Source organism: Micromonospora sp. NPDC047187 (genome assembly GCF_040643355.1).
GTDB lineage: Bacteria > Actinomycetota > Actinomycetes > Mycobacteriales > Micromonosporaceae > Micromonospora > Micromonospora salmantinae.
The window spans coordinates 30,618-55,166 of sequence record NZ_JBEYUF010000030.1 but is presented as its reverse complement, the minus strand read 5'-3'; the positions used below and the strand labels follow the sequence as shown (position 1 = coordinate 55,166).

At 71.0% G+C, this 24,549-nt stretch carries 20 protein-coding genes; 11 read left to right on the top strand and 9 right to left on the bottom strand.

Going from position 1 to position 24,549, the window contains the following annotated elements:
• Positions 1 to 27: 27 nt before the first annotated feature.
• Positions 28 to 243, top strand: a complete 216-nt coding sequence (locus ABZ794_RS30185) for a hypothetical protein (protein ID WP_196925116.1) — start codon at positions 28 to 30, stop codon at positions 241 to 243.
• Positions 244 to 353: 110 nt separating this feature from the next.
• On the opposite strand, the gene ABZ794_RS30180 is transcribed toward ABZ794_RS30185, so the two are convergent.
• Entirely contained in the window at positions 354 to 1,625 is a 1,272-nt protein-coding gene (locus ABZ794_RS30180) for an MFS transporter (RefSeq protein ID WP_238688207.1), read from the bottom strand.
• Between the two features lie 73 nt (positions 1,626 to 1,698).
• Here ABZ794_RS30180 and ABZ794_RS30175 point away from each other — a divergent pair, with 73 nt between their 5' ends.
• Entirely contained in the window at positions 1,699 to 2,571 is an 873-nt protein-coding gene (locus ABZ794_RS30175; RefSeq protein ID WP_210786381.1) for a LysR family transcriptional regulator, read from the top strand.
• Between the two features lie 7 nt (positions 2,572 to 2,578).
• Here ABZ794_RS30175 and ABZ794_RS30170 read toward each other — a convergent pair whose 3' ends face one another.
• The 3 genes from ABZ794_RS30170 to ABZ794_RS30160 are packed head-to-tail and all read right to left on the bottom strand — an operon-like array spanning position 2,579 to position 5,603.
• A complete protein-coding gene (locus tag ABZ794_RS30170) occupies positions 2,579 to 3,529 on the bottom strand; it encodes a VWA domain-containing protein (RefSeq protein WP_112619645.1) in 951 nt (316 codons plus the stop codon).
• The gene (locus tag ABZ794_RS30165; protein ID WP_210786397.1) at positions 3,526 to 4,527 is read right to left on the bottom strand and encodes a DUF58 domain-containing protein; all 1,002 of its coding nucleotides are present in this window, start codon (positions 4,525 to 4,527) and stop codon (positions 3,526 to 3,528) included. Before ABZ794_RS30165 ends, ABZ794_RS30170 begins: the two co-directional genes overlap by 4 nt.
• Positions 4,506 to 5,603: a MoxR family ATPase gene (locus ABZ794_RS30160; RefSeq protein WP_210786380.1), complete on the bottom strand. Its 1,098-nt coding sequence runs from the start codon at positions 5,601 to 5,603 to the stop codon at positions 4,506 to 4,508. Before ABZ794_RS30160 ends, ABZ794_RS30165 begins: the two co-directional genes overlap by 22 nt.
• Before the next feature lie 241 nt (positions 5,604 to 5,844).
• Between ABZ794_RS30160 and ABZ794_RS30155 the strand changes: the two genes are divergently transcribed.
• The 3 genes from ABZ794_RS30155 (at position 5,845) to ABZ794_RS30145 (ending at position 8,406) form a co-directional block, all read left to right on the top strand.
• Complete coding sequence (locus ABZ794_RS30155; RefSeq protein WP_210786379.1) at positions 5,845 to 6,075, top strand: hypothetical protein; 231 nt, start codon at positions 5,845 to 5,847, stop codon at positions 6,073 to 6,075.
• Between the two features lie 242 nt (positions 6,076 to 6,317).
• Positions 6,318 to 6,851: a PH domain-containing protein gene (locus tag ABZ794_RS30150; RefSeq protein WP_210786396.1), complete on the top strand. Its 534-nt coding sequence runs from the start codon at positions 6,318 to 6,320 to the stop codon at positions 6,849 to 6,851.
• 43 nt (positions 6,852 to 6,894) lie between these two features.
• Positions 6,895 to 8,406 (top strand): PH domain-containing protein, encoded by a 1,512-nt coding sequence (locus ABZ794_RS30145; protein ID WP_247670212.1) that lies wholly within the window; start codon positions 6,895 to 6,897, stop codon positions 8,404 to 8,406.
• 47 nt (positions 8,407 to 8,453) lie between these two features.
• Here the strand turns inward: ABZ794_RS30145 and ABZ794_RS30140 are convergent, their stop codons facing one another.
• Entirely contained in the window at positions 8,454 to 9,548 is a 1,095-nt protein-coding gene (locus tag ABZ794_RS30140) for a phosphatase PAP2 family protein (RefSeq protein ID WP_282102933.1), read from the bottom strand.
• A gap of 127 nt (positions 9,549 to 9,675) precedes the next feature.
• Between ABZ794_RS30140 and ABZ794_RS30135 the strand changes: the two genes are divergently transcribed.
• Both ABZ794_RS30135 and ABZ794_RS30130 read left to right on the top strand, forming a co-directional pair.
• Positions 9,676 to 10,080 carry a hotdog domain-containing protein gene (locus ABZ794_RS30135; protein ID WP_210786378.1) on the top strand — a complete coding sequence of 135 codons (405 nt, stop codon included), beginning with the start codon at positions 9,676 to 9,678 and terminating at the stop codon, positions 10,078 to 10,080.
• Entirely contained in the window at positions 10,077 to 10,907 is an 831-nt protein-coding gene (locus ABZ794_RS30130) for an MBL fold metallo-hydrolase (protein ID WP_210786377.1), read from the top strand. The genes ABZ794_RS30135 and ABZ794_RS30130 overlap by 4 nt, the downstream gene beginning before the upstream one ends.
• A gap of 14 nt (positions 10,908 to 10,921) precedes the next feature.
• Here the strand turns inward: ABZ794_RS30130 and ABZ794_RS30125 are convergent, their stop codons facing one another.
• The 3 genes from ABZ794_RS30125 to ABZ794_RS30115 all read right to left on the bottom strand — a co-directional run bounded on the left by ABZ794_RS30125 (position 10,922) and on the right by ABZ794_RS30115 (position 15,184).
• Positions 10,922 to 12,748: an alpha-galactosidase gene (locus tag ABZ794_RS30125; RefSeq protein WP_357518748.1), complete on the bottom strand. Its 1,827-nt coding sequence runs from the start codon at positions 12,746 to 12,748 to the stop codon at positions 10,922 to 10,924.
• A gap of 234 nt (positions 12,749 to 12,982) precedes the next feature.
• Positions 12,983 to 13,918: a carbohydrate kinase gene (locus tag ABZ794_RS30120; RefSeq protein ID WP_357518746.1), complete on the bottom strand. Its 936-nt coding sequence runs from the start codon at positions 13,916 to 13,918 to the stop codon at positions 12,983 to 12,985.
• 114 nt (positions 13,919 to 14,032) lie between these two features.
• Positions 14,033 to 15,184: an XdhC family protein gene (locus tag ABZ794_RS30115; RefSeq protein ID WP_357518744.1), complete on the bottom strand. Its 1,152-nt coding sequence runs from the start codon at positions 15,182 to 15,184 to the stop codon at positions 14,033 to 14,035.
• Between the two features lie 370 nt (positions 15,185 to 15,554).
• Here ABZ794_RS30115 and ABZ794_RS30110 point away from each other — a divergent pair, with 370 nt between their 5' ends.
• Positions 15,555 to 16,643 (top strand): lytic polysaccharide monooxygenase, encoded by a 1,089-nt coding sequence (locus tag ABZ794_RS30110; protein ID WP_210786435.1) that lies wholly within the window; start codon positions 15,555 to 15,557, stop codon positions 16,641 to 16,643.
• A gap of 135 nt (positions 16,644 to 16,778) precedes the next feature.
• On the opposite strand, the gene asnB is transcribed toward ABZ794_RS30110, so the two are convergent.
• Positions 16,779 to 18,740: an asparagine synthase (glutamine-hydrolyzing) gene (asnB, locus tag ABZ794_RS30105; RefSeq protein WP_091405235.1), complete on the bottom strand. Its 1,962-nt coding sequence runs from the start codon at positions 18,738 to 18,740 to the stop codon at positions 16,779 to 16,781.
• Between the two features lie 132 nt (positions 18,741 to 18,872).
• Here asnB and ABZ794_RS30100 point away from each other — a divergent pair, with 132 nt between their 5' ends.
• The 3 genes from ABZ794_RS30100 to ABZ794_RS30090 all read left to right on the top strand — a co-directional run bounded on the left by ABZ794_RS30100 (position 18,873) and on the right by ABZ794_RS30090 (position 24,493).
• On the top strand, positions 18,873 to 20,354 hold the full coding sequence (locus ABZ794_RS30100; protein WP_210786422.1) for an aminopeptidase P family protein: 1,482 nt from the start codon (positions 18,873 to 18,875) through the stop codon (positions 20,352 to 20,354).
• 344 nt (positions 20,355 to 20,698) lie between these two features.
• Positions 20,699 to 22,567 (top strand): right-handed parallel beta-helix repeat-containing protein, encoded by a 1,869-nt coding sequence (locus tag ABZ794_RS30095; RefSeq protein WP_238688202.1) that lies wholly within the window; start codon positions 20,699 to 20,701, stop codon positions 22,565 to 22,567.
• 294 nt (positions 22,568 to 22,861) lie between these two features.
• A complete protein-coding gene (locus ABZ794_RS30090) occupies positions 22,862 to 24,493 on the top strand; it encodes a hypothetical protein (protein ID WP_238688201.1) in 1,632 nt (543 codons plus the stop codon).
• The last annotated feature ends 56 nt before the right edge of the window (positions 24,494 to 24,549 follow it).

Below are 24,549 nucleotides of genomic sequence, written 5' to 3'. Positions count from 1 at the left end.
CTCCCCACCACGTCGGCAACTGCCGAGGTGAGTGTGCCGCGCCGCCCGATCCCGGGCGGTCGCCGGGAGCCGCCCGGTCACGACTTCGTGTGCGCGTCCCCACCCCCTGCGGTCCGCCCCCGCACGCGGACCGTCCAGCCGCCACCCGGAGCCGTCATGAGCCGCTACGTCGCCCCGCTGGGCTTCACCCTCGCCGCCGTCTGGGTGGCCATCGTCTTCGTGCTCGCCGGTGGCGGTCACTGACCGTCGCTCGTCCGAGGTTGTCGGTTGCCGGCGTGGGTGCGCCGCAACCGCCATCGAAGCGTAGAAGTTGGTCACCGACACGAAGCGCCGGGAGTATCTGGACCGCCTGCTCACCCACGACTCCTGCGCGCGATTGCCCACCTGGGGCGAATCGTGGCAGGAGGTGTCCCGTCGCCGCGGGCGCCTGCTCGGCTGACCCGTAACGGTGCGGGAATCCGCCAGGGCCCGGCGAGGAGCGCGACGCCGATCTGCGCGACGCCAGCGACGACCAGCGTTGTTCCCGTGCCGAGCAGGCCGATGATCGTTCCGCCGGCGAGCAGGCCGAGCGACACAGCCCCGTCGTGCACCAAGCTCTCTGCGGCGAAGGCCGCTCGTCGTTCCGCGCCGTCGGTGCGGACACTGATCAACCGGTTCACCGCCGCGATACCGAGAGGCATGGCGAAGCCGCCGACCGCCGCCAGGTAGGCGATCGACGCCAGCGACGCGGTGAACAGCGGCAGAACCATGAAGGTCGCACCGAGAACGACCCAACCGGCGGCGATGGTCGCCAGTGGCGGCAGCCGGGGTACGAGCATCGGCGCGAGCAGTGCGCCGACGACGGAGCCCGCACCGTACCCGGTCATACCGGCCGCGATGAGTAGGCCCGGCCGACCTGTCTCGGCGCCGAGGATCGCCAGGCCGAGCGTGAAGGCGAACCAGGCGAGCCCTCCGACCCCACCCATGACCACAGCGCGACGCACATCGGGATGTCGGGACAGGACGTGTCGCAGGGCAGGAGCGTCGCCCGTTGCCCCACCCGGGGCGACGGGGGCGCGGCCCCGTACGGTCAGCAGCGCGACCACACCAATCCCGACGCCGAGCGCCTCGGCCCAGAGCAGCCGGAACGGACCGTCAAGCGTGATCGCCCAGCCGGCCAGCGGCGGTGCCAGGATCATAGTGGCGCGATGGGCGAAGTCCTGCCAGGCGAGCATCCGGGCGGCGAGTTCGGTGCCCAGTCCGTCGCAGATGTCGGCGAGCAACGCCCGCTGGGCCGGGCCGCTGAGCGCGGTGCCACAGCCGGTGATCAGGCCCGCGGCGATCAGGTGGATCGGGCCGACGGTGCCGAGCACGGCGCCGACAGGCACTACCAACAGCCCGATCACCTGGACGGCGAGCACGCCGGCCAGCGCCCGGCCGGTGGTGAGCCGCTGCCGGATGCGGCGAGCCCACCAGGCCGAGGTGAGCATGGGTAACCCGACCGCCCCGCCGACCAGCCCGGTGGCCCAGGTGGAGTCGGTCTCGGCGAGCGCTACGAGGGGCAGCGCGAGGGCTGTCGTACGCTGCCCCATCCAGGTCAGGAATGTCGTCGTCAGCATGACGGCGATGTCACGTCGAGCGGTCATGGAACCAATCCTGATCTTGCCTGGCACCGTCGGGTAGATCGCGGATCGGCGGAGTAGCTCATAACCTTGGCTTATGAACTCATCGCCATCGGTCGAGGACCTTCGGCTCGTCGAGGCGCTCGCTCGACACGGCTCGCTCGGAGCGGCGGGGCGGGAACTGCTGATCAGCCAGCCGGCCGCCAGCAACCGGCTGGCGGCGCTGGAACGGCGGATCGGCGAACGGCTCTTTGATCGGGACACCACCGGGGCGCGGCCCACCCCGGCCGGCAGGGCCCTCGCGGCAGAGGCGGCACACGTCCTCGCCCATCTGGCAGAGATCTTCGATCGCACCCGGGTGGCAGCGCACACCGGGACGCTCACGATCGGCACCTTCGGCAGCCTCGCCCCCTGGCTGTTTCCGGCGCTGGAGGAGTTGCTGGCCGGAAGAAACGTGCACCAGGTCACCGACCATGGCGACCGACTGGTCGACTGGGTCGGCGAGGGCTCACTGGATGCGGCCTTCGTCGCGATCGCCAATCAGATGCGGCTGCCCGGCACCGTGAGCGCGCTGCCCATCGGCGCCGACAGGCTGGCCGTACTCACCCCGCCGGACGTGACGCTCCATGCCGGACGTCGGCCGTTCGCCGGACTCGACGTCATCGCGTACACCTACGACCTGTCCACGGCTGCGCTGCACCGGCGGCTCTCCGAACTGGGTGCTCGACCACGCGCGGCAGCCACCGCCGAAACAGCCGTACGAATGGGCCGTCTGCTGCGGTGCCCGGTCGTCCTGCCCCGGGGAATGGGCCTCGCCTACGCCGAACCGCAGGAACGGGTCGGGGCCGTAGCGGTGGCGGGTCGGCTCATACTTCACCTGGTTACCCGCCGGCCCACGCCACCCGTCCTGGCCCGCGCCGCGCTCAGCCTGCCCGCCCGCCTGGCCTTGGACCCATTGATGAAACCCTGAGCCGGCTTCAGAGCATCCGGGACGACCAGAGCAGACTGAACGCTCCCGCACAGAGCGCCAGCAGCAACGCCACCCCGGCGTACCACTGGGTCACCTCACGCGGCTCGGTGCGGAACCCGATCGAGCTGCCCATGTCCTGGTAGACCTGCTTCAACTCGCTCACCGAGGCCGCCTCGTAGAAGTAACCCTCGGTGGTCTCGGCCAGCTCGGCGAGGGCCATCCGGTCCACCGGCACCCGCTGCAACTGCCCGCCGATGTCGACCTGCCCGGTGTCGGTGCCGAAGGCGATGGTGGAGACCGGAACGTTCGCGGCCTGCGCGGCTGCCGCCGCCTCCTCCACCGCCCGACCGGAGGTCCGGAAACCGTCGGAGAGCAGCACGATCCGTGCCGGCGGAATGCCCGCCGCGCCGTCGGTCGGCACCGACCGGATCGCCTCCAGGCAGGTGAACACCGCCTCGCCGGTCGCTGTCGCCTCGGCCAGCACCAGCCCGTCGATGGCACTGGTCACCGCGTCCCGGTCCTTGCCCGGCGGCACCAGCACGTTGGCCGCCTTGGCGAACGACACGAGGCCCAGGTTGTAGCTCTCCGGCAGCTCACTGACGAACTGCTTGGCCGCCTCCTGGGCCGCCTCCAGCCGGTTCGGCGCCACGTCGTCGGCCTGCATCGACAACGACACGTCGATGGCGAGCATCACTGTGGCCCGCTCCAGCGGCTCCTTGGTGTCCACGGCGGGACGGGCCAGCGCGGTGGCCAGCACCAGCAGGCAGAGCAGGAACGCGGTCGCCGGGACGTGCCGACGCCAGCCCAGGCCCTTCGGCGCGACAGTACGCAGCAGGTCCACATTGGTGAACCGCATCGCGTACGCCCGGCGGTGCAACTGCCGCCAGACGTAGAACGCGGCGAGGGCGAAGACCGGCAGCACAGCCAGCAGCCACCACGGTTGCAGAAAACGGATCATCGTGTCGTCCCCCTGGTACGCGCGTGCCGCTGCGCGGCCACGAATCGCACCATGTCCAGCAGCCAGTCTCGGTCGGTACGCAGACGCAGGTGGGCCGCGCCGGCGCCGCGCAGGGCGGCGGCGATGGTGGCCCGTTGGGCGGTGGCGGCCTCGGCGTAGCGCTGCCGCAGCCGCGGGTCGGCGGTCTGCACCTCGTGCAGCTCGCCGCTCTCCGGGTCGACCACCGGCAACACTCCCACGTCAGGCAGCTCCAGCTCACGCGGGTCGACCACCTCGATCGCCAGCACGTCGTGGCGGACGCGCAGCTTGCGCATCGGCCGCGCCCACTGCTCGGCGGGCGCGAGGAAGTCCGAGACCACCACTGCCACCCCGCGACGGCGGGGCGGACGGTTGAGCATCTCGATCAGGGCGCCCAGATCACCACGGCCGGGCTGGATGGCGGTGCCGGCGACGGCACGCAGCAGGCCCTGCGCCTCCTTGCGCCCGGAGCGCGCCGGCAGCCGGGTGAGCACCCCGGGCCCGGCCGGCGGTGGTCCGCCCCGCCAGCGTCGGGCCGGGGCGGACGCCCCGCCGCCGGTGCCGATCACGGCGCCGATCCGGTTACCCCCGCGCACGGTCAGGTGGGTGATGGCGGCCGCGGCGGCCACCACCACCTCCCGTTTGAGCCACTGACCTGTCCCGAAGTCCAGGCTGGCGGAGAGGTCCAGCGCGAGCCAGGTCTCCAACTCCCGGTCGGCGACCGTACGCCGCACGTGCGGTGTGGTGGTCCGGGCCGTGACCGGCCAGTCCATCCGGCGCACGTCGTCGCCGGGGCGGTACTCCCGGGACTCTCCCGCCTCACTGCCCGGTCCGGGCAGCAGGCCGGCGTAGTCGCCCTGGAGCAGACCGTCGAGCTTGCGGGTGACGAGCAGCTGAAGCCGGGACAGCACGGCCTCGCTACGGTCGGCGAGGGGAGCCGGACGAGGGGTGGGTGAGGTCACGGGCGCTGCCCGGGCCAGCCAGCGCCCGGCGGCGGCGCGATCGACGGCGGGGTGGCCTGCTGCCGGGGAGCGACCGCCGGGAGCGGGATCGTCGACATCACCCGCTGCACGATGTGGTCGGCGGGTACGTCGTCGGCGAGCGCGTCGTAGCTGAGCACCAACCGGTGCCGAAGGATGTCGGGCGCGATGTCCTGCACGTCCTGCGGCAGCGCGTAGTCACGCCCGCGCAGCAGCGCCAGGGCGCGGGTGGCCCGGACCAGACCCAGCGAGGCGCGCGGGCTGGCCCCGTACTGGATCAGTTGCGCGACGTCGGGCATGCCGTGCTCGGCCGGGGCCCGGGTGGCCAGCACCAACCGCACCGCGTAGTCGACCAGGGCGTTGTGGACGAAGACCTGGTCCGCCTTGCGTTGCAGGGCGATCAGCTCCGGGGTGTCGAACACCGCGGTCGGCTCGGGCGCGGTCACGCCCATCCGGTAGACGATCTCCCGTTCCTCGGCGTCGGTCGGGTAGCCCACCACGATCTTCATGAGGAACCGGTCCCGCTGCGCCTCCGGCAGCGGGTAGACGCCCTCCTGCTCGATCGGGTTCTGGGTGGCCATCACCAGGAACGGGTCCGGCACCCGGTGGCTTTCCCCACCGATGGACACCTGCCGCTCGCTCATGACCTCCAGCAGCGCGGACTGCACCTTCGCCGGCGCCCGGTTGATCTCGTCGGCGAGCAGGAAGTTGACGAAGACCGGGCCCAGCTCGACGTCGAACTTCTCGCTCGACTGCCGGTAGATCCGGGTGCCCATGATGTCGGCGGGCACCAGGTCCGGAGTGAACTGGACCCGGGCGAAGGACCCACCGACGACCTTGGCGAGGGTCTCCACCGCCAGGGTCTTGGCCACCCCGGGCACGCCTTCGAGCAGGCAGTGACCGCGGGCGAGTAGCGCGACGAACATCCGCTCCACCATCCGGTCCTGCCCGACGATCACACGTTTGATCTCGAACAGGCCCTTCTCCAGCAGGGTGGCGTCCTGCGCGGGTGTGGTCACCGGGGCGGGTGCCGCTCCGTTCGGCGTCGGGGCGTCGGGCATGGTCGGCTGGGCCACCGGTCCTCCACAGCGTTTGTCGGTCGTCGCGGCTCGTGCGGTATCAAGACTCGCACGCCTTGCTGAGTGTCGAGGTGGGGAGAAGCCGATTTTGACCGCGCCGTCCCCGGCGGCCGAATCACGCATCGAGGGTGTGCACGGACCGGCCCGCCGCGTGTACGATTCACCCCGTCGCCGGGCGACTCCCCCCGTGGTCGCCCGGCGCTCAAGCTCTCCGTCCCGCCGCCCTAGACTGGCCGGGATGAGCATCCCCTCCCCCGCCGACGAGGCCCTGGTCTGTTCGGCCCGGGGCTGCCGGTCCGCCGCCGTCTGGGTGCTGGAGTGGAACAATCCCCGTCTGCACGACGCCGATCGGCGCAAGACCTGGCTGGCCTGCGCCGCGCACCGGGGCAGCCTCGGTGACTTCCTCGACGCTCGAGGCTTCCTGCGTGCCGTCACTCCGGTGCCCGGATCGCCTACGCTCGACCTGTGAGCGGCGACCCTCCGGCTTCCCCCGGCCCCACCTCCCCGTCCTGGCCGCCCACCCCGGCCACCGCACCACCCGGCGTCGACCCGCCGCCCGGCGCGTTTCCGGCACCCGGCACGCTCGGCCCGGAGCCCACCGCGCCGGACGCCTCGACGCCCGCCCCGCTGCCACCGGGCGCGCTGCCGCCCGGTCACCGGCCGGCACCCGCCGCCGACCAGCGCGCTCCCGACCTACCGCCCCCCGGCCTCCTGCCGCCCGAGCCCGGCGCGCTGCTGACGGCTGCGCCGGGTGGTCGGGGTCCACTGGAGCCCTGGCCGGACACTGTCAACTGGCAGCCGATCTCCACCGATCTGATCTGGGTGGAGCTGATCCGGCTGGCGATCGTGGTCGCCATCGGGCTGGCGGTGACCGGGGTCGGCTGGGCGCTCAGCGGTCACTCGTTGTTCGGGCTCGCCGTGGCCGTCGTGCTGGTGTTCGGCGCGTGGCGGGCCGTCGCGATCGTCCGCGCGGTCCGGGCCTGGGGGTATGCCGAGCGGGAGAACGACCTGCTGGTCCGGCACGGGTTGCTGGTCCGTCGACTCTCCATCGTGCCGTACTCGCGGATGCAGTTCGTCGACGTGAGCGCCGGGCCGTTGGAGCGCGCCTTCGACCTGGCCACAGTGCAGTTGCACACCGCGGCGGCCGCGAGCGACGCCCGGGTGCCCGGACTGCGTCCGGCGGAGGCTTCCCGGCTGCGCGATCGACTCACAGCGCTCGGCGAGGACCGGGCGGAGGGGCTGTGAGCACCCGCGCGCGCAGCCGCCGACCGCGCCGAGGGCCGCTCCGATGAGCGACGGGCCAGCCGAGCCGAGCACCGTGCCGCCCACCGGCCCGACGCCACCGGGGCCGGTGCTGCCCGCTGGCGCGGCACCCGCTGGCGCGGCACCGCCTGGGCCGGTGCCAACTGGCGCGGCACCTGACGGGCCGGTGCCGCCCGGCACGCCCGCGCCGTGGCCGGCACCACCGGGCGGCGGCGAGGGCGAACCCCGGCAGCGACTGCACCCGCTCAGCCCGGTGCTGCACGGCGCCAAGTCCCTGGTCGTGGTGATCGCCGGGCTGTCCTGGTCGACGCTCTCGCGCGTGGGATTCGGCTGGTTCGCCGCCATGGTGGCGGTGCTGGCGCTCGGCGCGACAGTGCTGTCGGTGATCAGCTGGTACAACACCGGCTACCACGTCGTCGGCCGGGAACTACGGGTGTACGAGGGGCTGCTCTGGCGGCGTACCCGGGCCATCCCGTTGGAACGGTTGCAGGCCGTGGAAGTGGTCCGACCGCTGCTCGCCCAGCTCACCGGCCTGGCCGAGCTGCGCCTGGAAGTGGTCGGCGGAGGCAAGGCCGAGGCGCCACTGGCGTACCTCGGGGTGGCCGACGCGGCGCTGCTGCGCGAGCGTCTGCTGGCGCTGGCCGGGCGGGTGGCGCAGCAGCCCGCGCCCGGCGACGCGGCGGCCCCGGTGGCCCCGGGTGCGACGGCGCCACCGGCGGCCGTACCGGGCCGGCCACTGCACGCGGTACGCAACCAGAACCTGCTGATCAGCCAACTGCTCACCCCGCAGGCGTTCCTGCTCCCGTTCGGTGTGGCCTTCGTCGTGGTGCAGTTCCTCACCGCGGGTTCGTGGTCGTTCGTCGCGGTGGCGAGCACCCTGACCGCGATGGCGGGTGTGCTGCTGCAACCGATCCGCCGGGTCCTCGACGACTGGAACTTCCGGCTGGCCCGCGACGGCGCCACGCTGCGGGTGCACAACGGCCTGCTGGAGACGCGGGCGCAGACCGTGCCGCTGGAGCGGGTGCAGACCGTGCGGGCCACCTGGCCGTTGCTGTGGCGGATGAAGGGCTGGCTGCGGTTGCGGCTGGAGGTGGCCGGTTACTCCGTCGCGGAGGCCGACGACCGCAACCGGCCCGACCGGCTGCTGCCGGTCGGCGACCTGCCGACGGCGACGATGATCGTCGCCGAGGTGCTTCCGGGGGTACGCCTCGACGCGCTCACGCTGAGCCCGCCGCCGCGCCGGACCCGTTGGCTGCACCCGCTGGGCCGTGCCGCGTTCGGCGCGGGCCTGTTCGAGCGGGTGTTCGCCACCCGGTCCGGACGGCTCACCCGACAGTTGGTGATCGTGCCGTACGCCCGGATCCAGAGCGTGCGAGTGGTCCAGGGGCCCATCCAGCGCCGTCTCGGCTTGGCCACCGTCCACGCGGACACCGCGGGCGGCTCCGGCGCCACCGCCCAGGACCGCGACCTGGCAGAGGCCTGGGCCCTGGCAGCCGACCTGACCACAAGAGCCCACCAAGCCCGCACCCAACCCTGACCCCCACCCCACCCCACCCCCACCCCGTCCGGGCCCGGGCCGGGGGGTTAGTGGTCGGCGGGGACTGCGGGGTGGGTGGTGGTGTCTGGTTCCCGTGGCGTTGGGGGCTCGGGTTGGCCGGGCGGGGGATCGGTGGGGTCCGTGGGGTCGGCGGGCTGCTCCGTGGGCCGTGCCGCCTTGGCGCTCGGGTGGCGGGCCCGCCACGCCGTCCAGCCGCGCTCCGCCAGACCGACCACCAGGAAGGTCAGACCCACGTAGGCCCAGCCGACCAGCACGTCGATCACGTAGTGCTCACCCGAGTAGACCAGGGTGAAGGTCATCGCCAGCGGGTACGCGAGCAGCAGCGGCCACCAGCGACGACGGGTGGCGGTCAGGAAGAACAACACCACGAACAACGCCCACGCGGTGTGCAGCGACGGCATCGCGGCGACCGGGTTGGAGGCGATCTGACCGGCGTTGAGGACGTTTCCGGCACCGTGCATGCCGAACGCCTTCCAACCCCGGGTCGAGATCCGGGCGACCTCGGTGAGCAGGCCGTTCTGCGCCGCCCACCAGGGCGGGGCGGCCGGGTAGATGAAGTAGGTGACCAGGCCGGCCGCGCAGAGGAAACCCCACCGCCTCATGTACGCGGCCCAGCGGTGCCGGTCGCGCAGCCAGAGCACCGCGGCGGCGGCAAGCGCCACCACGAAGTGGGAGAAGTACACCCAACTCGCCGCGACATCCCACCAGTGCACCTGCGGGTGGTAGAAGTGCTGCTGCAACCAGACGGTGGGCACCTCACCGCCGGTGGCCCAGCCGAACATGAACTGGTCGGCGACGATCAGCTCCATCGCGTGCGGCGTGGCCCCGTTGTCGGCGAACCCGCGCGAGAGGTTGTAGATCACGAACAGCAGCACCACCGGCACCCAGTCCCGGGCGAAGCGCAGGTGGCTACGCCACGGCCGTTCGCTGTTCCATGCGATGGTCGCCAGCCAGATCCAGACGAAGGCGTACGCCGGGTCGGTGGGCAGCCCGATGGCCAGCCACGCGGCGACGAAGGCGACCGCCCAGACGGTCATGGCGACGACGCGCCGACGACCCCCGTCCGGGGACGCGGGCGGGTCGGTCCGGGCGGGGGGCTGGGGGTCAGTCACGACGGCCATCGGGGTCAAGGTTAACGACGGGTACGGCATCGACCGACGGGGACCACCCGTTGGCCGTCGGGGGTGGTGGCGCCCGGATCGTCGGGCGCGTGTTCGACGCGTCCGGCGAGCACCTAGGCTGACGACCATGCAGGAGCAGCCCGAGCCGGCCTTCGCGCCGGGTCTGACCGCCCAGGTCGAGTTGACCGTCACCGACGCGGACACCGCCCAGGCGGTCGGTTCCGGGGACGTACCGGTGCTGGGCACTCCCCGGGTGCTGGCGCTGGCTGAGGCGGCCACCGTCGCGGCGACGGCGACCGGGATGCCGCCCGGTACGACGACAGTAGGCACCCGGGTCGAGTTGGAGCACCTCGCGCCGACAGTGGTCGGCCGGACGGTCCGCGCGCAGGCGCTGCTGGCGACCGTCGACGGTCGCCGGCTGTCGTTCGAGGTCACTGTCAGCGACGGCGACCAGACGGTGGCCCGGGGCCGGGTGGACCGGATCCTGGTCGACCGGGGACGCTTCGTCGAACGGGCTGGGCGGGCGTCGTGAACGGCGGTTTCGTCGAGGTCGCCGACCGGGTGCACGTGCTGGCCGAACCGCTGCTGCGGGTCAACGTCACACTGGTCGTCGGCGACGACGAGGCGCTACTGGTGGACACGCTCTCCTCGGCCGCCCAGGCCACCGAGCTGGCCGCGGCAGTCCGGGCGGTCACCGACCGTCCGTTGACGCTGGTCAACACCCACCACCACTACGACCACTGCTTCGGCAACGCCGTCCTGGCCGGCGACCCACCCCGCCCGGTGTACGCGCACGAACTGGCCGCCACCGCCCTGCGCGAAGAGCCGGAGCGGCTGCGCCGGGAGGCGTACGAGGAGTTGCGCACGGAGCACCCGGCGCTCGCCGCCGAGCTGGCCGACACCCCGCTGCTCGCCCCGACGCACACAGTGCACGTCGAGACTGTCCTCGACCTGGGCGGTCGACGGGTGCTGCTGCGCCACCCGGGGCGGGGGCACACCGAGGCCGACCTGGTGGTGCACGTGCCGGACGCCGACGTGTTGGTGGTCGGAGACCTGGTGGAGCAGAGCGGCCCGCCAGCCTTCGAGGACTCGTACCCCTTGCAGTGGCCGGACGCGGTCGCGGACCTGCTGCGACTCACCACCGCGCGCACTGTGGTGATCCCGGGCCACGGCGACCTGGTGGACGTCGACTTCGTCCGGGCCCAGCACGCGGAGCTGGCGAAGCTGGCCTGGCTGATCCGGGCCGCGCACACCGGCAGCGCCCCGCCGGAGCGGGTGGCCGCCGAGGCCCCCTTCGGGGCCCGCCCGGCCCTGGTCGCGGCCCACCGCGGCTACCTGGAACTGACCGGCACGGCCTGACCCACCCAGCGCGGCTACACCTGGGTACGCCTCCACTGCTGGTGGGTACCGGTGCCACACGTCCACTGCGCCAGGCGGGCACCGTCGGTGGTGGCGGCGTTGAGCACCTCCAGGCACTTGCCGCTGTGCCGGGCGACGAGCTGCACGTACCCCGAGCCGAGATCCTGTACGCGCCACTGCTGGTTGGTGCCGCCGTTGCAGCTCCACTGGATCACGCGGACCCCGTCGGCGGTAGCGGTCGCGCCGCCGTACACGTCGAGGCACTTGCCGCTGTGCACGCTGACCACCGTCTGGTAACCGCCACCCGCGTCCTGGAAGCGCCACCGCTGGTTGGGCTGACCGTTCGCGGCCCACTGCACCATCTCCGCGCCGTCGGTGGTCGCGTTGTTGTAGACGTCCAGCAGCTTGCCGCTGTGCCGCGCGGCGAGGGTGTACGTGCTCGGCACCGGCACCGTGGTGTCCGGGGTCAGCCGGTACAGCCCCGCTCCGTGGGCCGGGAGCGACCGGGTGAGGGTGCCGGTCACCGTGCCGAGGGCCGCGCCGGACCACAGGTCGGTCACGGCGGCCGACCCGATCCCGAGGTCGGCGAGGTTCACCGACACCTGCGCCGCGCTGCCGTCCCGGTTGAACAGGGCGACGTACCGATCGTTGCTGCCCGGCACGTCGGCGATCCACACCTGCCGGCTGCCGCCGTAGAGCTGACGGTTGTTGGTGCTGTTTTGGTTGACCCCGATGACCGCGGCGTTGGTCATCAGCGCCAACTCCGCGGCGCGGTTCTCGACCAGGTTGCCGCCCCACATCAGCGGCGCCCGGTTGATCGCCCAGAGCGACATCAGGCTGCGCTGCTCGTCGGGGGTCAGGTTGGAGTACCGCGGCGAGCCGACCGGCCCGTACTTGGAGAGCCGGCCGATGGGGATCATGTCGGCGTCGGGCCAGGCGCCGGTGGCGCGGTACGGGGTCCAGTTGCGCAGTTGGTCGAAGAGCGCGTCCACCGACGACCAGTTGTCCCACAGATCGTTGACGATCCGCCACATGTGCGCGTTGGCCTGGACGTGTGCGCCGCTGGCCAGCGAGGTCGGGCCGGGTGACAGGCTCAGCACCATCGGGCGGCCGCTGCGCTGGATGGCCAGTCGGTATCCCTCGACCTCCGACTGCCGGTACGTCGGGGCGGCGATGTCGTCCACCTTCACGTAGTCGACCCCCCAGGACGCCAGCAACTGGAACATCGAGTCCAGGTAGGTCTGGGCGCAGGGGTTGGACATGTTCAGGCCCCACATCAGGTTGAGCCAGTTCGCGGTGGTGGTGTTGTTGATCTGGTTGGCGCGGCAGGTGGTGCCGAGGATCGGGACGTTGTCGGCGACCGCCTGGCGGGGAATGCCTCGCATCAGGTGGACGCCGAACTTCAGCCCCTTCGCGTGGACGTAGTCGGCGAGCGGCTTGAACCCGTTCTCACCGGCGGCGGAGGGGAACCTGGTGGTGTCCGGCAGCAGCCGTCCGTTGGCGTCCATCCGGAGCCGGGGTTGCAGGTTCGCGTCCTGGTTGGGGCTGTTGTTGTGCCGACCGGGGTAGTACCAGGCCCAGTCGATCACCACGTACTCCCAGCCGAACTGCCGCAGGTTGGTGCCCATGTAGTCGGCGTTGGCCCGGACGTCGGCCTCGGTGACGCTCCAGTTGAACGAGTCGTAGCTGTTCCACCCCATCGGCGGGGTGTCGGCCACCCCGTTGTCCCACGCGACCGCCCGCTGCGGCGGGTCGGCGACGACCATCCCGGCAGCCACGAGAAGCACGACCAGTACTGCCGCGACGCGGCGGAACGCCAGAGGTACCAGAACCACCCGCATCAGAGCCTCCCCGACGGCACTCACGTTTCCATCGTGCATCGTCGATGTTAACGCTCACAAAACCCCCAGGTCAACCCACACGCGACCCCCACCCCACCCCACCCCCGCCGCACCCCCGCCGCGATCTTGCACTTTCTGCGGTGCCAAAGAGGAGCAAAGCGGACCAAACGTCGACCGAAACTGCAAGATCGGCGCCGAGGGCGGGGGTGGGGAGCGGGGGCGGGGGCGGGGGGGTTAGGTGTTGAAGCGGTTTTGGACGGCGGTGCGGGTGGGCATGGCGGTGGCGCCGCCCGGGGATTCGCAGACCAGGCCGGCAACCCGCAGCGCGAAGGCGACGCGGTCGACCCAGCCCGACGGGCCCTCCGGCTCGCCGTCGACGAGCAGGTCGGCGATCAGCGCTGCCATCACGGAGTCGCCCGCGCCGGTGGCGTCGATCGCGTCGACCTTGGGGGCCGGCACCCGGACCGGGTCGGCGTCGGCGGCGGCCAACACCGCACCGGCCGCGCCGAGCGTCACCACCACAGTGGCCGCCCCCAACTCACGCAGGTACGCCGCCACCCCCTCGACCGGCTCACCGGGATAGAGCAGCACCGCGTCGGCGGCGCTCAGCTTGACCAGGTGCGCGCCGGCGGCGAACTCGGCCACCACCTCGCGCAGCCCTTCCAGCGCGGCCGGCCCGTTCAGCAGCCGGGGGCGTACGTTCGGGTCGAAGACCCGCAGGCCGGTGGCGAGCGACCAGGCCCGGCGGGCGGCGGCCAGCGTGTCGGGTCGGAGCAGCACGATCGAGCCGCAGTAGAGCACGTCGGCGCCCTCCAGCAACGCCAGGTCCAGATCGTCGGGGCCGAACAGTCCGTAGGAGGCCGGCTCGCCGTAGAAACGGAAGTCCGGCTCCGGCCCGGCGTACGTGACCACAGCGAGCGTGGTCGGCGCCGGGACCGTGATCGCACCGGCCACCCCGACGTCGGCAGCGGTGAGGAAGGCGCGGATCCGGCCGCCCAGCGCGTCGTCACCGAGCGAGCCGACGAACTGTGCCGCACCGCCGAGTCGGGCCACCCCGACGGCGACGTTCAGTGGCCCGCCGCCGATGGCCTGCCGGTAGACCCGCTCCCCGTCGAGTTCGCTGTCGAGCAGGTCGACGAGCGCTTCGCCGAGCACCACCGCGTATCCCATGCCGATCCTCTCGTCGTCGCCACCGGCCGCCGCTCGCCGAGCCGGTCGCCGTGGCACCAGGCTGGCACAGCGCACGGCCCGATGGGCACCGAAGGCCACGCACCGACGTGCGCGCTACCCCGGCTGATGGATCGGCCCGTCGAGTACCGCGAGGGGGCGTCCGGTGCCGCCCCACCGGGCCGCGACGATCTGCGCGGCCACACTCACGGCGGTCTCCTCGGGGGTACGACCACCGAGATCCAACCCGATCGGGGAGGCGAGCCGGGCGAGCTGCGCCGGGCTGAGCCCCGCCTCGCTCAGCAGCTTGTGTCGCTCGTCGTGGGTGCGTCGTGAACCCATCGCACCGACGTACGCCAGCGGGTGGCGCAGCGCAAGCTCCAGCAACGGCACGTCGAACCTGGGGTCGTGGGTGAGCACGCACAGCACCGTCCGCTCGTCGAGCCGATCGGCCGCCAACTCGGTACGCAGGTAGCGGTGCGGCCACTGCACCACGACCTCGTCCGCCTCGGGAAAGCGCCGCGCGGTGGCGAAGACCGGCCGGGCGTCGCAGACGGTGACCCGGTAGCCGAGGAACGCGCCGATCCGGGCCACCGCGGCGGCGAAGTCGATCGCCCCGAAGACGATCATGCGGGGCGGGGTGGCGTACGCGGTCACGAAGAGGCTGACGCCGCCGCCCCGGCGCTGCCCGTGGTACCCGTACCGGAGCATGCCGCTGCGCCCGGCGGCGAGCAGCCCGAGGGCGTCGGTGCTGGCCGCGTCGTCGAGCCGGTCGTCGCCGAGCGAACCGACGGACCGTTGGCCGGTCAGCACCAGCCGCCGGCCGAGCCGCCGGGCCGGGTCGATCGGCCCGGTGCCCGGAGAAGTGCCGACGTCGGCGGCGACGCAGGTGACGATCGCCGCCGGTCGGCCGCTGCGGCGGGCGGCGGCGACCGCGTCCAGCGCCGGCAGGGTGCTCGCGTCGACGCGCTCCACGAACACGTCGAGGATGCCGCCGCAGGTCAGGCCCACTGTGTACGCGTCGTCGTCGCTGATCCCGTAGCGGCACAGCTCGGGTTGGCCGGTGTCGAGCACACGGCGGGCGCGTTCGTAGAGATCGGCCTCGACGCAGCCGCCGGAGACGCTGCCGATGACAGTGCCGTCGGTCGCGACCACCATGGCGGTGCCGGGTGGCTGCGGGGCGGAGTGCCAGGTGGCCACCACTGTGGCCAGCGCGACCGGCTCGCGGTCGCGGCACCGGCGGTGCACCTCGTCGAACACGTCCGGCACCGACTGCCGCCTCTCCGTTCCCGCTCCCCGTACGCAGGATATGGCGTTCAACGGCGATCGGCGGGTCTTCTCATGCATCGAGGAACGACTATTGCGCTCGGCCGCTGCGGCGTGGTGGGATGACGCGTACCGGGCGGTGCGAGGGCTGCGGGCGCCCCCCGGTTGCCGGGTTGGTTAGACGCGAGGGCACCGGTCCCGGACAGGACCGTCGACGGCGCACGTCCACTGGCTGTTTTCCGCCGGGGCACGTCGCCGTGATCGTCGCACCGCTCACGACAGCGGGGCGATCACGCCACATCCCACCCGATTGCGGCGGGGCGGCTCAGCCAGCGCCCCTCGCGAGTCAGGAGAACCCGTGAACCGTTCCCGTATGGCCGCCTTGCTCACCGCGGCCATGACCCTCGCGCTGGGCGTTGTCGCCCTGGCGTCCAATCCTCAGCCGGCCGCCGCGCACGGCGCGGCGATGACGCCGGGCAGCCGCACCTACCTGTGTTGGCAGGACGGCCGCAGCCAGACCGGTGAGATCAGGCCGAACAACCCCGCGTGCTCCGCGGCCGTGGCGCAGAGCGGGGCGAACTCGCTGTACAACTGGTTCAGCGTGCTGCGCTCCGACGCCGGTGGCCGGACCACCGGCTTCATCCCGGACGGGCAACTGTGCAGCGGCGGCGCAACCGGTTTCCGCGGCTACGACCTGCCCCGCACCGACTGGCCGCTGACCCACCTGACCGCCGGGGCGCGGCTGGACTTCAAGTACAGCAACTGGGCGCACCACCCGGGCACGTTCTACTTCTACGTCACGAAGAACAGCTGGAGCCCGACCCGGGCCCTGGCCTGGAGTGACCTGGAGGAGCCGTTCCTGACGGTGACCAACCCGCCGCAGCGCGGCTCGGTCGGCAGCAACGACGGGCACTACTACTTCAGCGGCAACCTGCCGTCGGGTAAGAGTGGCCGGCACATCATCTACTCCCGCTGGGTCCGCTCGGACTCGCAGGAGAACTTCTTCGGCTGCTCCGACGTGACCTTCGACGGCGGCAGCGGCCAGGTCACCGGTGTGGGTCCGGGCGGTACGCCGACCGATCCGCCGACCGACCCCACCGATCCGCCGACCGACCCGACGGATCCGCCGACCGACCCGACCACCCCGCCGCCGTCCGGCGGTGACTGCATGGCCACCTACAAGGTGTCCAGCGCCTGGCAGGGCGGTTTCCAGGGCGAGGTCACGATCATGAACCACGGCAGTACGCCGTTCGCCGGTTGGACAGCGAGCTGGACCTGGCCCAACGGGCAGGCGATCAGTCAGATCTGGGGTGCCACCCAGACATCGTCCGGCTCGACGGTGACGGCGACGAATGTCGCCTACAACGGCACAGTCGCACCGAATGGCACCACGACGTTCGGCTTCCTGGCGAGTTCCACAGGAACCAACGGGCTCCCCACAGTCACCTGCGCCCGCCGCTGACCACCACCCCACCACCACCCTGAAATGATCAAGAGGTTTGCGTCACCGGAACCGCTCCGAATGACGCAAACCTCTTGATCAACAGGTGGGGCAGGGGTCAGCAGGTGGGGCAGGAGTCAACAGGTGGGGCAGGGGTCAGCGGACCATGGAGCCGACCACCGGCTTCGTGAGCAGGGCGGACTGGTTGCGCTGGATACCCGGGTCGAGGGTCTTTGCCACGAAGATCGCGTGCCAGATGCAGAAGATCAGCACCGTCCACACCTTGCGGGAGTGGTCGGCCTCCTCCCGCTTGTGCTCGTCGAGCAGGCGCAGCGCGTACGACAGGTCGAGCAGGTCACCCGCGCCCGAGGTGCTGAGCACGTGCCGTGCCCACTCGTACATCTCGCCACGCAGCCAGACCCGGGTGGGGGTCGGGAAGCCCAACTTCTTGCGGTTGACGATGGCCGGCGGCACGACACCCTGCAACGCCTGACGCATCGCGTACTTGGTGGCGTCGGAGCGCGGCGGCAACTTCAGGTCGACCGGAATCTTCGCCGCGACGTCGAAGACCTCCCGGTCGAGGAACGGCACCCGCACCTCCAGCGAGTGCGACATCGAGATCCGGTCTGCCTTGACCAGGATGTCGCCGCGCAGCCAGGTGTAGAGGTCGACGTACTGCATCTTGGTGACGTCGTCGAGCTCTGTGCACTCGGCGTAGATCGGGGCGGTGACGTCCGTGTAGCGCACCGAGGGGTCGTAGCGGCGCATCAGGTGCTGCTTCTCCTCCTCGGTGAACATCCGGGCGTTGCCGTAGTAGCGCTCCTCGATCGGGGTGGTGCCGCGCTCCAGGAAGCTCTTGCCCTTGACCCCCTGCGGGATCGCCTTGGAGACCGCGCGCAGCCCCTTCTGCACACCGCCGGGCAGACCGTTGACGGTGCCCAGCGACAGCGGCTCCCGGTAGATCGTGTAACCGCCGAAGAACTCGTCCGCGCCCTCACCGGAGAGCACCACGGTGACGTGCTCGGCGGCCTTCTTGGCCACGAAGTAGAGCGGCACCAGCGCCGGGTCGGCCACCGGGTCGTCCAGGTGCCAGACGATCTTCGGCAGCGCGTCGATCATGTCCTGCGGACCGATCTTGGTGGGGATCGTGGTGACGTCGAGGTGCCGGGCCGAATCCTGGGCGACGTCGATCTCCGAGTAACCCGGCACGTCGTAGCCGACGGTGAAGGTGAGGATGTTCGGGTTGAACTCCCGCGCCAGCGCCACCACCGCCGTGGAGTCGATGCCACTGGACAGGAACGAGCCGACCGGCACGTCGGAGCGCATGTGCATGCGCACGCTCTCCCGCAGCGTCTCGCGGATCTCGTGGTAGAGCTTCTGCTCGTCGTCGACCGGGGCCGGCCGGAACACCGGCCGGTACCACCGGCGTACGTCGATCCGCCCGCCCGGCGTCCAGTTCAGGTACTCCCCGGAGCCGATCCGGCTGATGCCCTTGTGCAGGGTGCCGGGCTCGGGGACGTACTGCAGGGTCAGGTAGTGGCTCAGGTTCGCCGTGTCGACGCCCGCGTCGCCCTGGTAGTTGCTGTGCGCGAACGGCAGCAGCGCCTTCTTCTCCGAGGCCAGGTAGAGGCCGTCGGCGGTCTCCAGGTAGTGCATCGGCTTGATGCCGAAGTAGTCGCGGGCACCGAACGCCCGGCGTTCCTGCCGGTCCCAGATGACGAAGGCGAACATGCCCCGCAGCCGGGTGAGCACCTGCTCACCCCAGAAGTGGTAGCCCGCGACGATCACCTCGCCGTCACCGGCGGTGGCGAACTGGGCACCGAAGTTTCTGATCAACTCCTCGCGCAGCTCGATGTAGTTGTAGATCTCGCCGTTGAAGGTCAGCAGGTAACGGCCGTTCGCGTAGGGCAGTGGCTCGTGGCTCGACGCGACGTCGATGATGGCCAGCCGCTTGTGGGCGAACACGCCGTCCGCGTACCGGCCGGAGGCGTCGCCGACCACCTCGACCCCTGTCTCGTCGGGGCCGCGGTGGTGCAGGCATTCCAACGCTCCGGCGATGTGGTCGCGATGCGCTGCGGCGTTGCCGTTCGCGCTGAAGAAGGCCAGAAGTCCGCACATGGTGGCCATCTTTCCACGCGCGCTGTCGGCCCTTGCAGCCGTCCGTCGATCCACCCGACTCACAGGGGGCGTTACCGCCAACCGGACGCGCGGTACCGTCGGGACCAGCAACGAAGCGGAGGGAGCGGCGCAATGACCGAGGGACAGACCGACGGTACGCCGACGGACGGTACGGAATCGCACGATCCGGACTTCCCGGAGGCGTTCCTGTCCTTCATGCGGCAGGGCTGGAGCGACACCGCGCTCCCCGTGACGCCCCGCCCGGAGACGCCCAACTACGCCAAGCGGCGGGCGGCCCTCTCGGCGGCCTTCCCCGGCGAGACGCTGGTGATCCCCACCGGCACCGAGAAGGTCCGGGCCAACGACACCGACTACCCGTTCCGGCCGGGCAGCGACTTCGCCTACCTGACCGGCGACCACGACGCCGACAGCGTCCTGGTGCTGCGCCCGAACGGCTCGGGGCACGACGCGACGCTGTACATGCGGCCCCGGTCCTCCCGGGAGACCGACGAGTTCTTCCGCAGCCGCAACGGCGAGTTGTGGGTGGGCCGGCGGCACACCCTCGGCGAGAAGTCGACCGAGCTGGGCCTGCCCACCGCCGACCTGACCGGTCTGGAGGCGACGCTCGCCGACCTGGCTCCGGGGCGTACCCGGGTGTTGCGCGGTTTCGACGCCCAGGTGGACGCCGCCGTCCGCTCCTACGACGGGCCCCGCACCGAGGGCCAGCCGGCCCGGGACCGTGAGCTGGCCATCGCCATCTCGGAGATGAAGCTGGTCAAGGACGAGTGGGAGATCGGCCAACTCCAGGACGCGATCGACGCCACAGTACGTGGCTTCGAGGACGTCGCCCGGATCCTGCCGGCCGACCGGGCGGTCTCCGAGCGGCTGCTGGAGGGCGTCTTCGCGCTGCGGGCCCGCCACGACGGCAACGACGTCGGGTACGGCTCGATCGTCGGTGCCGGCGAGCACGCCACGATCCTGCACTGGGTGCACAACCACGGCGCCACCCGACCGGGTGACCTGCTGCTGATGGACATGGGTGTCGAGGGCCGCAACCTCTACACCGCCGACGTCACCCGGGTCCTGCCGGTGAGTGGCCGGTTCACCGCGCTACAACGCCAGGTCTACGACATCGTGTACGCCTCGCAGCAGGCCGGGATCGAGGCCATCCGTCCCGGGGTGAAGTTCAAGGACGTCCACCTGACCTGCATGCGGGTGCTCGCCGAGGGCCTGTCCGAGCTGGGTCTGCTGCCGGTGAGCGTGGACGAGGCGATGGACGAGAAGTCGACCGTCTACCGGCGGTGGACGCTGCACGGCTTCGGCCACATGCTCGGCATCGACGTGCACGACTGCTCCAACGCCCGTAAGGAGACGTACCGCGACGGCGCGCTGGGCGAGGGCTACGTGCTCACCGTCGAGCCTGGTCTGTACTTCCAGCCGGAGGACGAGCTGGTCCCCGCCGAGCTGCGCGGTGTGGGCATTCGGATCGAGGACGACGTGCTGGTCACCGCGACCGGCGCGGTCAACCTGTCGGCTGGGCTGCCCCGCACCTCCGACGAGGTGGAGACCTGGCTGGCCGAGCAGCGCGAAGCCGGCCCCCGCCTGCCCGGCTGAGCCGGCTGTCTGCAGGGGCTGGTGGATCAATCCCCCGCCCCTGGCCCGTCCACCCCTGGCCCGCCCGCCCCTTCTTGAGGGCTGGCGGCCAGGGGTTTCTGTTGTGATCCACCCGGGGGCCGGCAGCGATCGGTACCTGCGCTGCACGGACCCTTTCCACCGGCCCGGACCGGTTGGCCGCCCTCACCTGACCTGCGCCGAATGCGTGGTTGTCTCGGATAAGTCCGCATCGCGAAGATGGTTCTCATACGGTGTGGATCAGAGGCTACAACCCATTTGTAGCTGGTCGTGGCGCCTCGGGCGGTGCGATCCCGTCTGGTAGCAGGAAAGGGCGGAAGGCTCTGATGTCCAACGACGTAACGAGTACCGACGGCGGGGCCTCGACAGCTCCGCCAACACGGCGAAGGCGGGCGCTCTGGGTCGCCGGCGTGGCCGGGCTGACCGGCGTGGTCGGCCTGGCGGCTCTCGGCGGCGTCGCCGCTCGGGACGACAAGCCGAAGTCCGACCAGGTGTCGGACGCGCAGCCGTCGACCAACCGACAGAACGTCAGCGACGACGGCGGCGCGGACAAGGGCGGCGCAAAGGACGACGGCGGTCAGGACGACGAGTGGAGCGGCGACGACTGGAGCGGCTTCGACGACCACTCCGGCAAGGATGGCAAGGACCGCAAGGACGGCAAGCACGACGAGAAGGACCGCACGAAACAGGTCCCGTGCGACACCGACAAGCTGATCCAGGCGATCACGTTCGCCAACAACGAGGACGGCGGCGTGCTGGAACTGGCCAGGGGATGCACCTACACCCTGACCCGCAACCAGGAGGGCAACGGCCTCCCGGTGATCACCGAGCACATCACCCTCAAGGGTGAGCACACCACCATCGGCCGCGAAGCCACTGCCGACTACTTCCGCATCCTCAACGTCGGCGCGGGCGGGCACCTCACTCTCAAGGGCCTGAGCATCAGGGGTGGCCAGACCCTTCAGTTCCCGATGACCGCCGACCCGGCGACGGTCTGGGCGCCGTACTCGACAGTGGCCAAGCCGGCGGCCGCGACCACACCCGGCGCCAAGCCGGCAGCGGCAGCAGCAACGAAGCCCGCAGCTACCGCTGCCAAGCCGGTCGCCAAGCCCGCCGTCGAGGCCAGCGCCAAGGCGGCGCCAAACAAGGCAGCGCCCGCCAAGGCCACCGCCAAAGCAGCACCAGCCAAGGCCCCGGCGGCAGCGACCAAGGCCGCGCCGACGGCCACCAAGGCCGCCGCCGCCACGCCGGCAGCCGCCAAGCCGGTAGCCGCAGCGGCGAAGCCGGTGGGTGCCGGTACGGCGGTAGTGCCGCTGGTCGAGCAGCCTGGGTTCACTGACGGCGCCGGGGTGCTGGTGCAGCCCGGTGGTCGCGCGGAGATCCTGGACAGCGAGTTGCTCTACAACCAGTCCGGTGGCAACGGCGGCGGGCTGGCCAACTTCGGCAGCACCAGGCTCAGCAAGACAACGGTTGCGCACAACACCGCCTTCTTCTTCGGCGGCGGCATCTTCAACGCCGGCGTACTCCAGGTCGACGAGTCGAAGATCAAGGACAACACCGGGATCATCGGCGGCGGTGGCATCTCCAACGGCGCTGCCGACATCTTCACCGAGGACGTCGACGGCGGCTCGGTCTGGGTCTACAAGAGCGAGATCACCGACAACGAGACACTCGGCTTCGGCGGCGGCGTCCTGGATGTCGAGGGCACCACGACGTTGCACCAGACGACGGTCAGTGACAACACCGCGGTGCTCGACGGTGGTGGCGTCGCGGTGGCGGACAGCCAGCTCACCCTCAAGGACGCCACGGTGGTCAAGAACAGCGCCGCTCGCGATGGTGGCGGCCTGGCGGTGACCTTCGACAGCGTCGCGACGGTCGAGAACAGCAGGATCAACGACAACACCGCCGGCTTCTCCGGCGCCGGCCTCTTCAACGACGACAGCGTCACCACGCTGCGCGACAGCGAGGTGGTGGGCAACCGGGCCGTCGGTCCGTTCGGCCGTGGCGGCGGCATCCTCAACACCGAGGGCAGCGAGGTCACGCTCCAGCGGACGAAGGTGGCGCACAACTTCTCCACCCTTGAGCCGGGGGGCATCTTCAACAGCCTCGGCGGCCAAGTGACGCTGGACGACGAGTCCGCCGTCACCGCCAATCGCCCGACCAACTGCTTCAACGTTTTGGACTGCTTCGCCTGATCGGGTGGGGCTGAACCACATAGAAGAGGGCGCGCCCTTCCGAGCCGTGACCGGCTCGGAGGGGCGTACCCATTTGGGCAGGTCAGGAGCGTGCAGGCCGGCTTGGGTGGCCCTGTGTCGGTCCGGCCCCCGCTGGGGGCAACATGAACCGAATGTGGGCTTCTCTCGGATAAGCCCGCGAGGCGAGGAACCTTCTCATACGGTGGTTTTGGGAGCTACAACCGATTTGTAGCAGGGGACGCCCGTCTGACGGCGGCGACCCTGTCTGGTACGAGGAGAGGGCAGAGAGCTCCGATGTCCAACTACCTAACGAACAACGAAGCCTCCGGGCGGGCGACGGCCAAGAGCCGCCGCAAGCTCTGGCTCGCCAGTGGCGTGGCCGGTTTGACGGGCGTGATCAGTCTCGCGGCGGTGGGCGTCGCGGGCAGCGCCGGAGCGGTCGGCTTGAACTGGAACACCGCGCAGGTCAGCAAGGACGGCGACCAGCGGGGTGACGAGGGACGCGACTGGGACAAGGACAAGAACCGGGACGACAAGGACCGGGACAAGGACCACGAGCGCGGGAAGGAGGTGCCCTGCGACACCGACAAGCTGATTCAGGCGATCGTGTTCGCCAACAACAAGCACGGCGGTGTGCTGGAGCTGGCCAAGGGCTGCACCTACAACCTGACCCGCAACGACTACGAGGGCAACGGCCTGCCGGTCATCACCGAACGGATCACGCTCAAGGGCGAGCACACCACGATCTCTCGGGAAGCCACGGCGGACTACTTCCGCATCCTCAACGTCGGCGCCGGTGGTCACCTCACCATCAAGGGCCTGACCATCAAGGGCGGGCAGACCCTCGAACTGGAGAACGGCGTGGAGCCGGCCGCGGTCTGGGCTGCCTACTCGGACTCCGAGGCGCTCGCCGCGCAGGTGAAGGCGGGCACCCCGTTGGCCCAGGCGCTCACCGCGCGGCAGGCCAACCCGAAGGCGGGCCTGAAGGCCGCGCCGAAGGTCACCCCGAAGGCCACGCCGGGCGTCGTCACGCCGCTCGTCGAGCAGCCGGAGGAGAACGACGGCGCCGGAATCCTGGTTCAGCCGGGTGGCACCGCCGAGATCCTGGAGTCCGAGGTCGTCCTGAACCAGTCGGGCGGCAACGGTGGTGGTGTGGCCAACTTCGGCACCACGAAGATCTGGCACAGCACCGTCACCCGTAACACCGCCTTCTTCTTCGGTGGCGGCGTCTTCAACGCCGGGCTGCTCAAGGTCGAGGAGTCGAAGATCAAGGACAACACCGCCGTCATCGGTGGTGGCGGTATCTCCAACGGTGCCGCGGAGATCTTCACCGACGACGTCAACGGCGGAACGGTCGAGCTCAAGAAGGCCGAGATCACCGACAACGAGACGCTCGGCTTCGGTGGCGGTTACCTCGACATCGAGGGCAACACCACGGCGTACGAGACCAAGTTCGTCTCGAACACCGCGGTTCTCGCCGGTGGCGGTATCGCTGCGGCGGACAGCCAGCTGAACCTGCACCACGTCACTGTGGAGCGCAACAGCACCGCCGGTGTCGGTGGCGGTGTGGCCATCGCCTTCGACAGCGTGGCCACCTTCGAGAAGAGCAGCATCAAGGACAACACCGCCGGCTTCTTCGGCGGCGGGCTCTTCAACGCCGGCAGCATCACCACGCTGCGCGACAGCGAGGTTGTCGGCAACCGGGCCGTGGGCCCGATCGGGGTCGGCGGCGGCATCTTCAACATCTTCGGCGAGGTCAACCTGTCGAAGACGAAGGTCGCCCACAACTTCTCCACCTTCGAGCCGGGCGGTGTCTTCAGCTTCTTCGGAGACGTGAACGTGGACGACAAGTCCGCCATCACCGCGAACCGTCCGACCAACTGCCTGGCCATCCCGGGCGGCACGATCGACAACTGCTTCGCCTGATCGATCACGTAGCACCAGCACAACGGACCGGCCCCCTTCCGCGAGACGCGGAGGGG

Coding starts and splice junctions, on each gene's coding strand:
- ABZ794_RS30180 (WP_238688207.1), bottom strand. CDS start 1,625: ATGACCGCTCGACGTGACATCGCCGTCATGCTGACGACGACATTCCTG.
- ABZ794_RS30125 (WP_357518748.1), bottom strand. CDS start 12,748: ATGCGGGTGGTTCTGGTACCTCTGGCGTTCCGCCGCGTCGCGGCAGTA.
- ABZ794_RS30100 (WP_210786422.1), top strand. CDS start 18,873: ATGACCGAGGGACAGACCGACGGTACGCCGACGGACGGTACGGAATCG.
- ABZ794_RS30110 (WP_210786435.1), top strand. CDS start 15,555: ATGGCCGCCTTGCTCACCGCGGCCATGACCCTCGCGCTGGGCGTTGTC.
- asnB (WP_091405235.1), bottom strand. CDS start 18,740: ATGTGCGGACTTCTGGCCTTCTTCAGCGCGAACGGCAACGCCGCAGCG.
- ABZ794_RS30175 (WP_210786381.1), top strand. CDS start 1,699: ATGAACTCATCGCCATCGGTCGAGGACCTTCGGCTCGTCGAGGCGCTC.
- ABZ794_RS30145 (WP_247670212.1), top strand. CDS start 6,895: ATGAGCGACGGGCCAGCCGAGCCGAGCACCGTGCCGCCCACCGGCCCG.
- ABZ794_RS30135 (WP_210786378.1), top strand. CDS start 9,676: ATGCAGGAGCAGCCCGAGCCGGCCTTCGCGCCGGGTCTGACCGCCCAG.
- ABZ794_RS30090 (WP_238688201.1), top strand. CDS start 22,862: ATGTCCAACTACCTAACGAACAACGAAGCCTCCGGGCGGGCGACGGCC.
- ABZ794_RS30170 (WP_112619645.1), bottom strand. CDS start 3,529: ATGATCCGTTTTCTGCAACCGTGGTGGCTGCTGGCTGTGCTGCCGGTC.
- ABZ794_RS30140 (WP_282102933.1), bottom strand. CDS start 9,548: ATGGCCGTCGTGACTGACCCCCAGCCCCCCGCCCGGACCGACCCGCCC.
- ABZ794_RS30155 (WP_210786379.1), top strand. CDS start 5,845: ATGAGCATCCCCTCCCCCGCCGACGAGGCCCTGGTCTGTTCGGCCCGG.
- ABZ794_RS30095 (WP_238688202.1), top strand. CDS start 20,699: ATGTCCAACGACGTAACGAGTACCGACGGCGGGGCCTCGACAGCTCCG.
- ABZ794_RS30120 (WP_357518746.1), bottom strand. CDS start 13,918: ATGGGATACGCGGTGGTGCTCGGCGAAGCGCTCGTCGACCTGCTCGAC.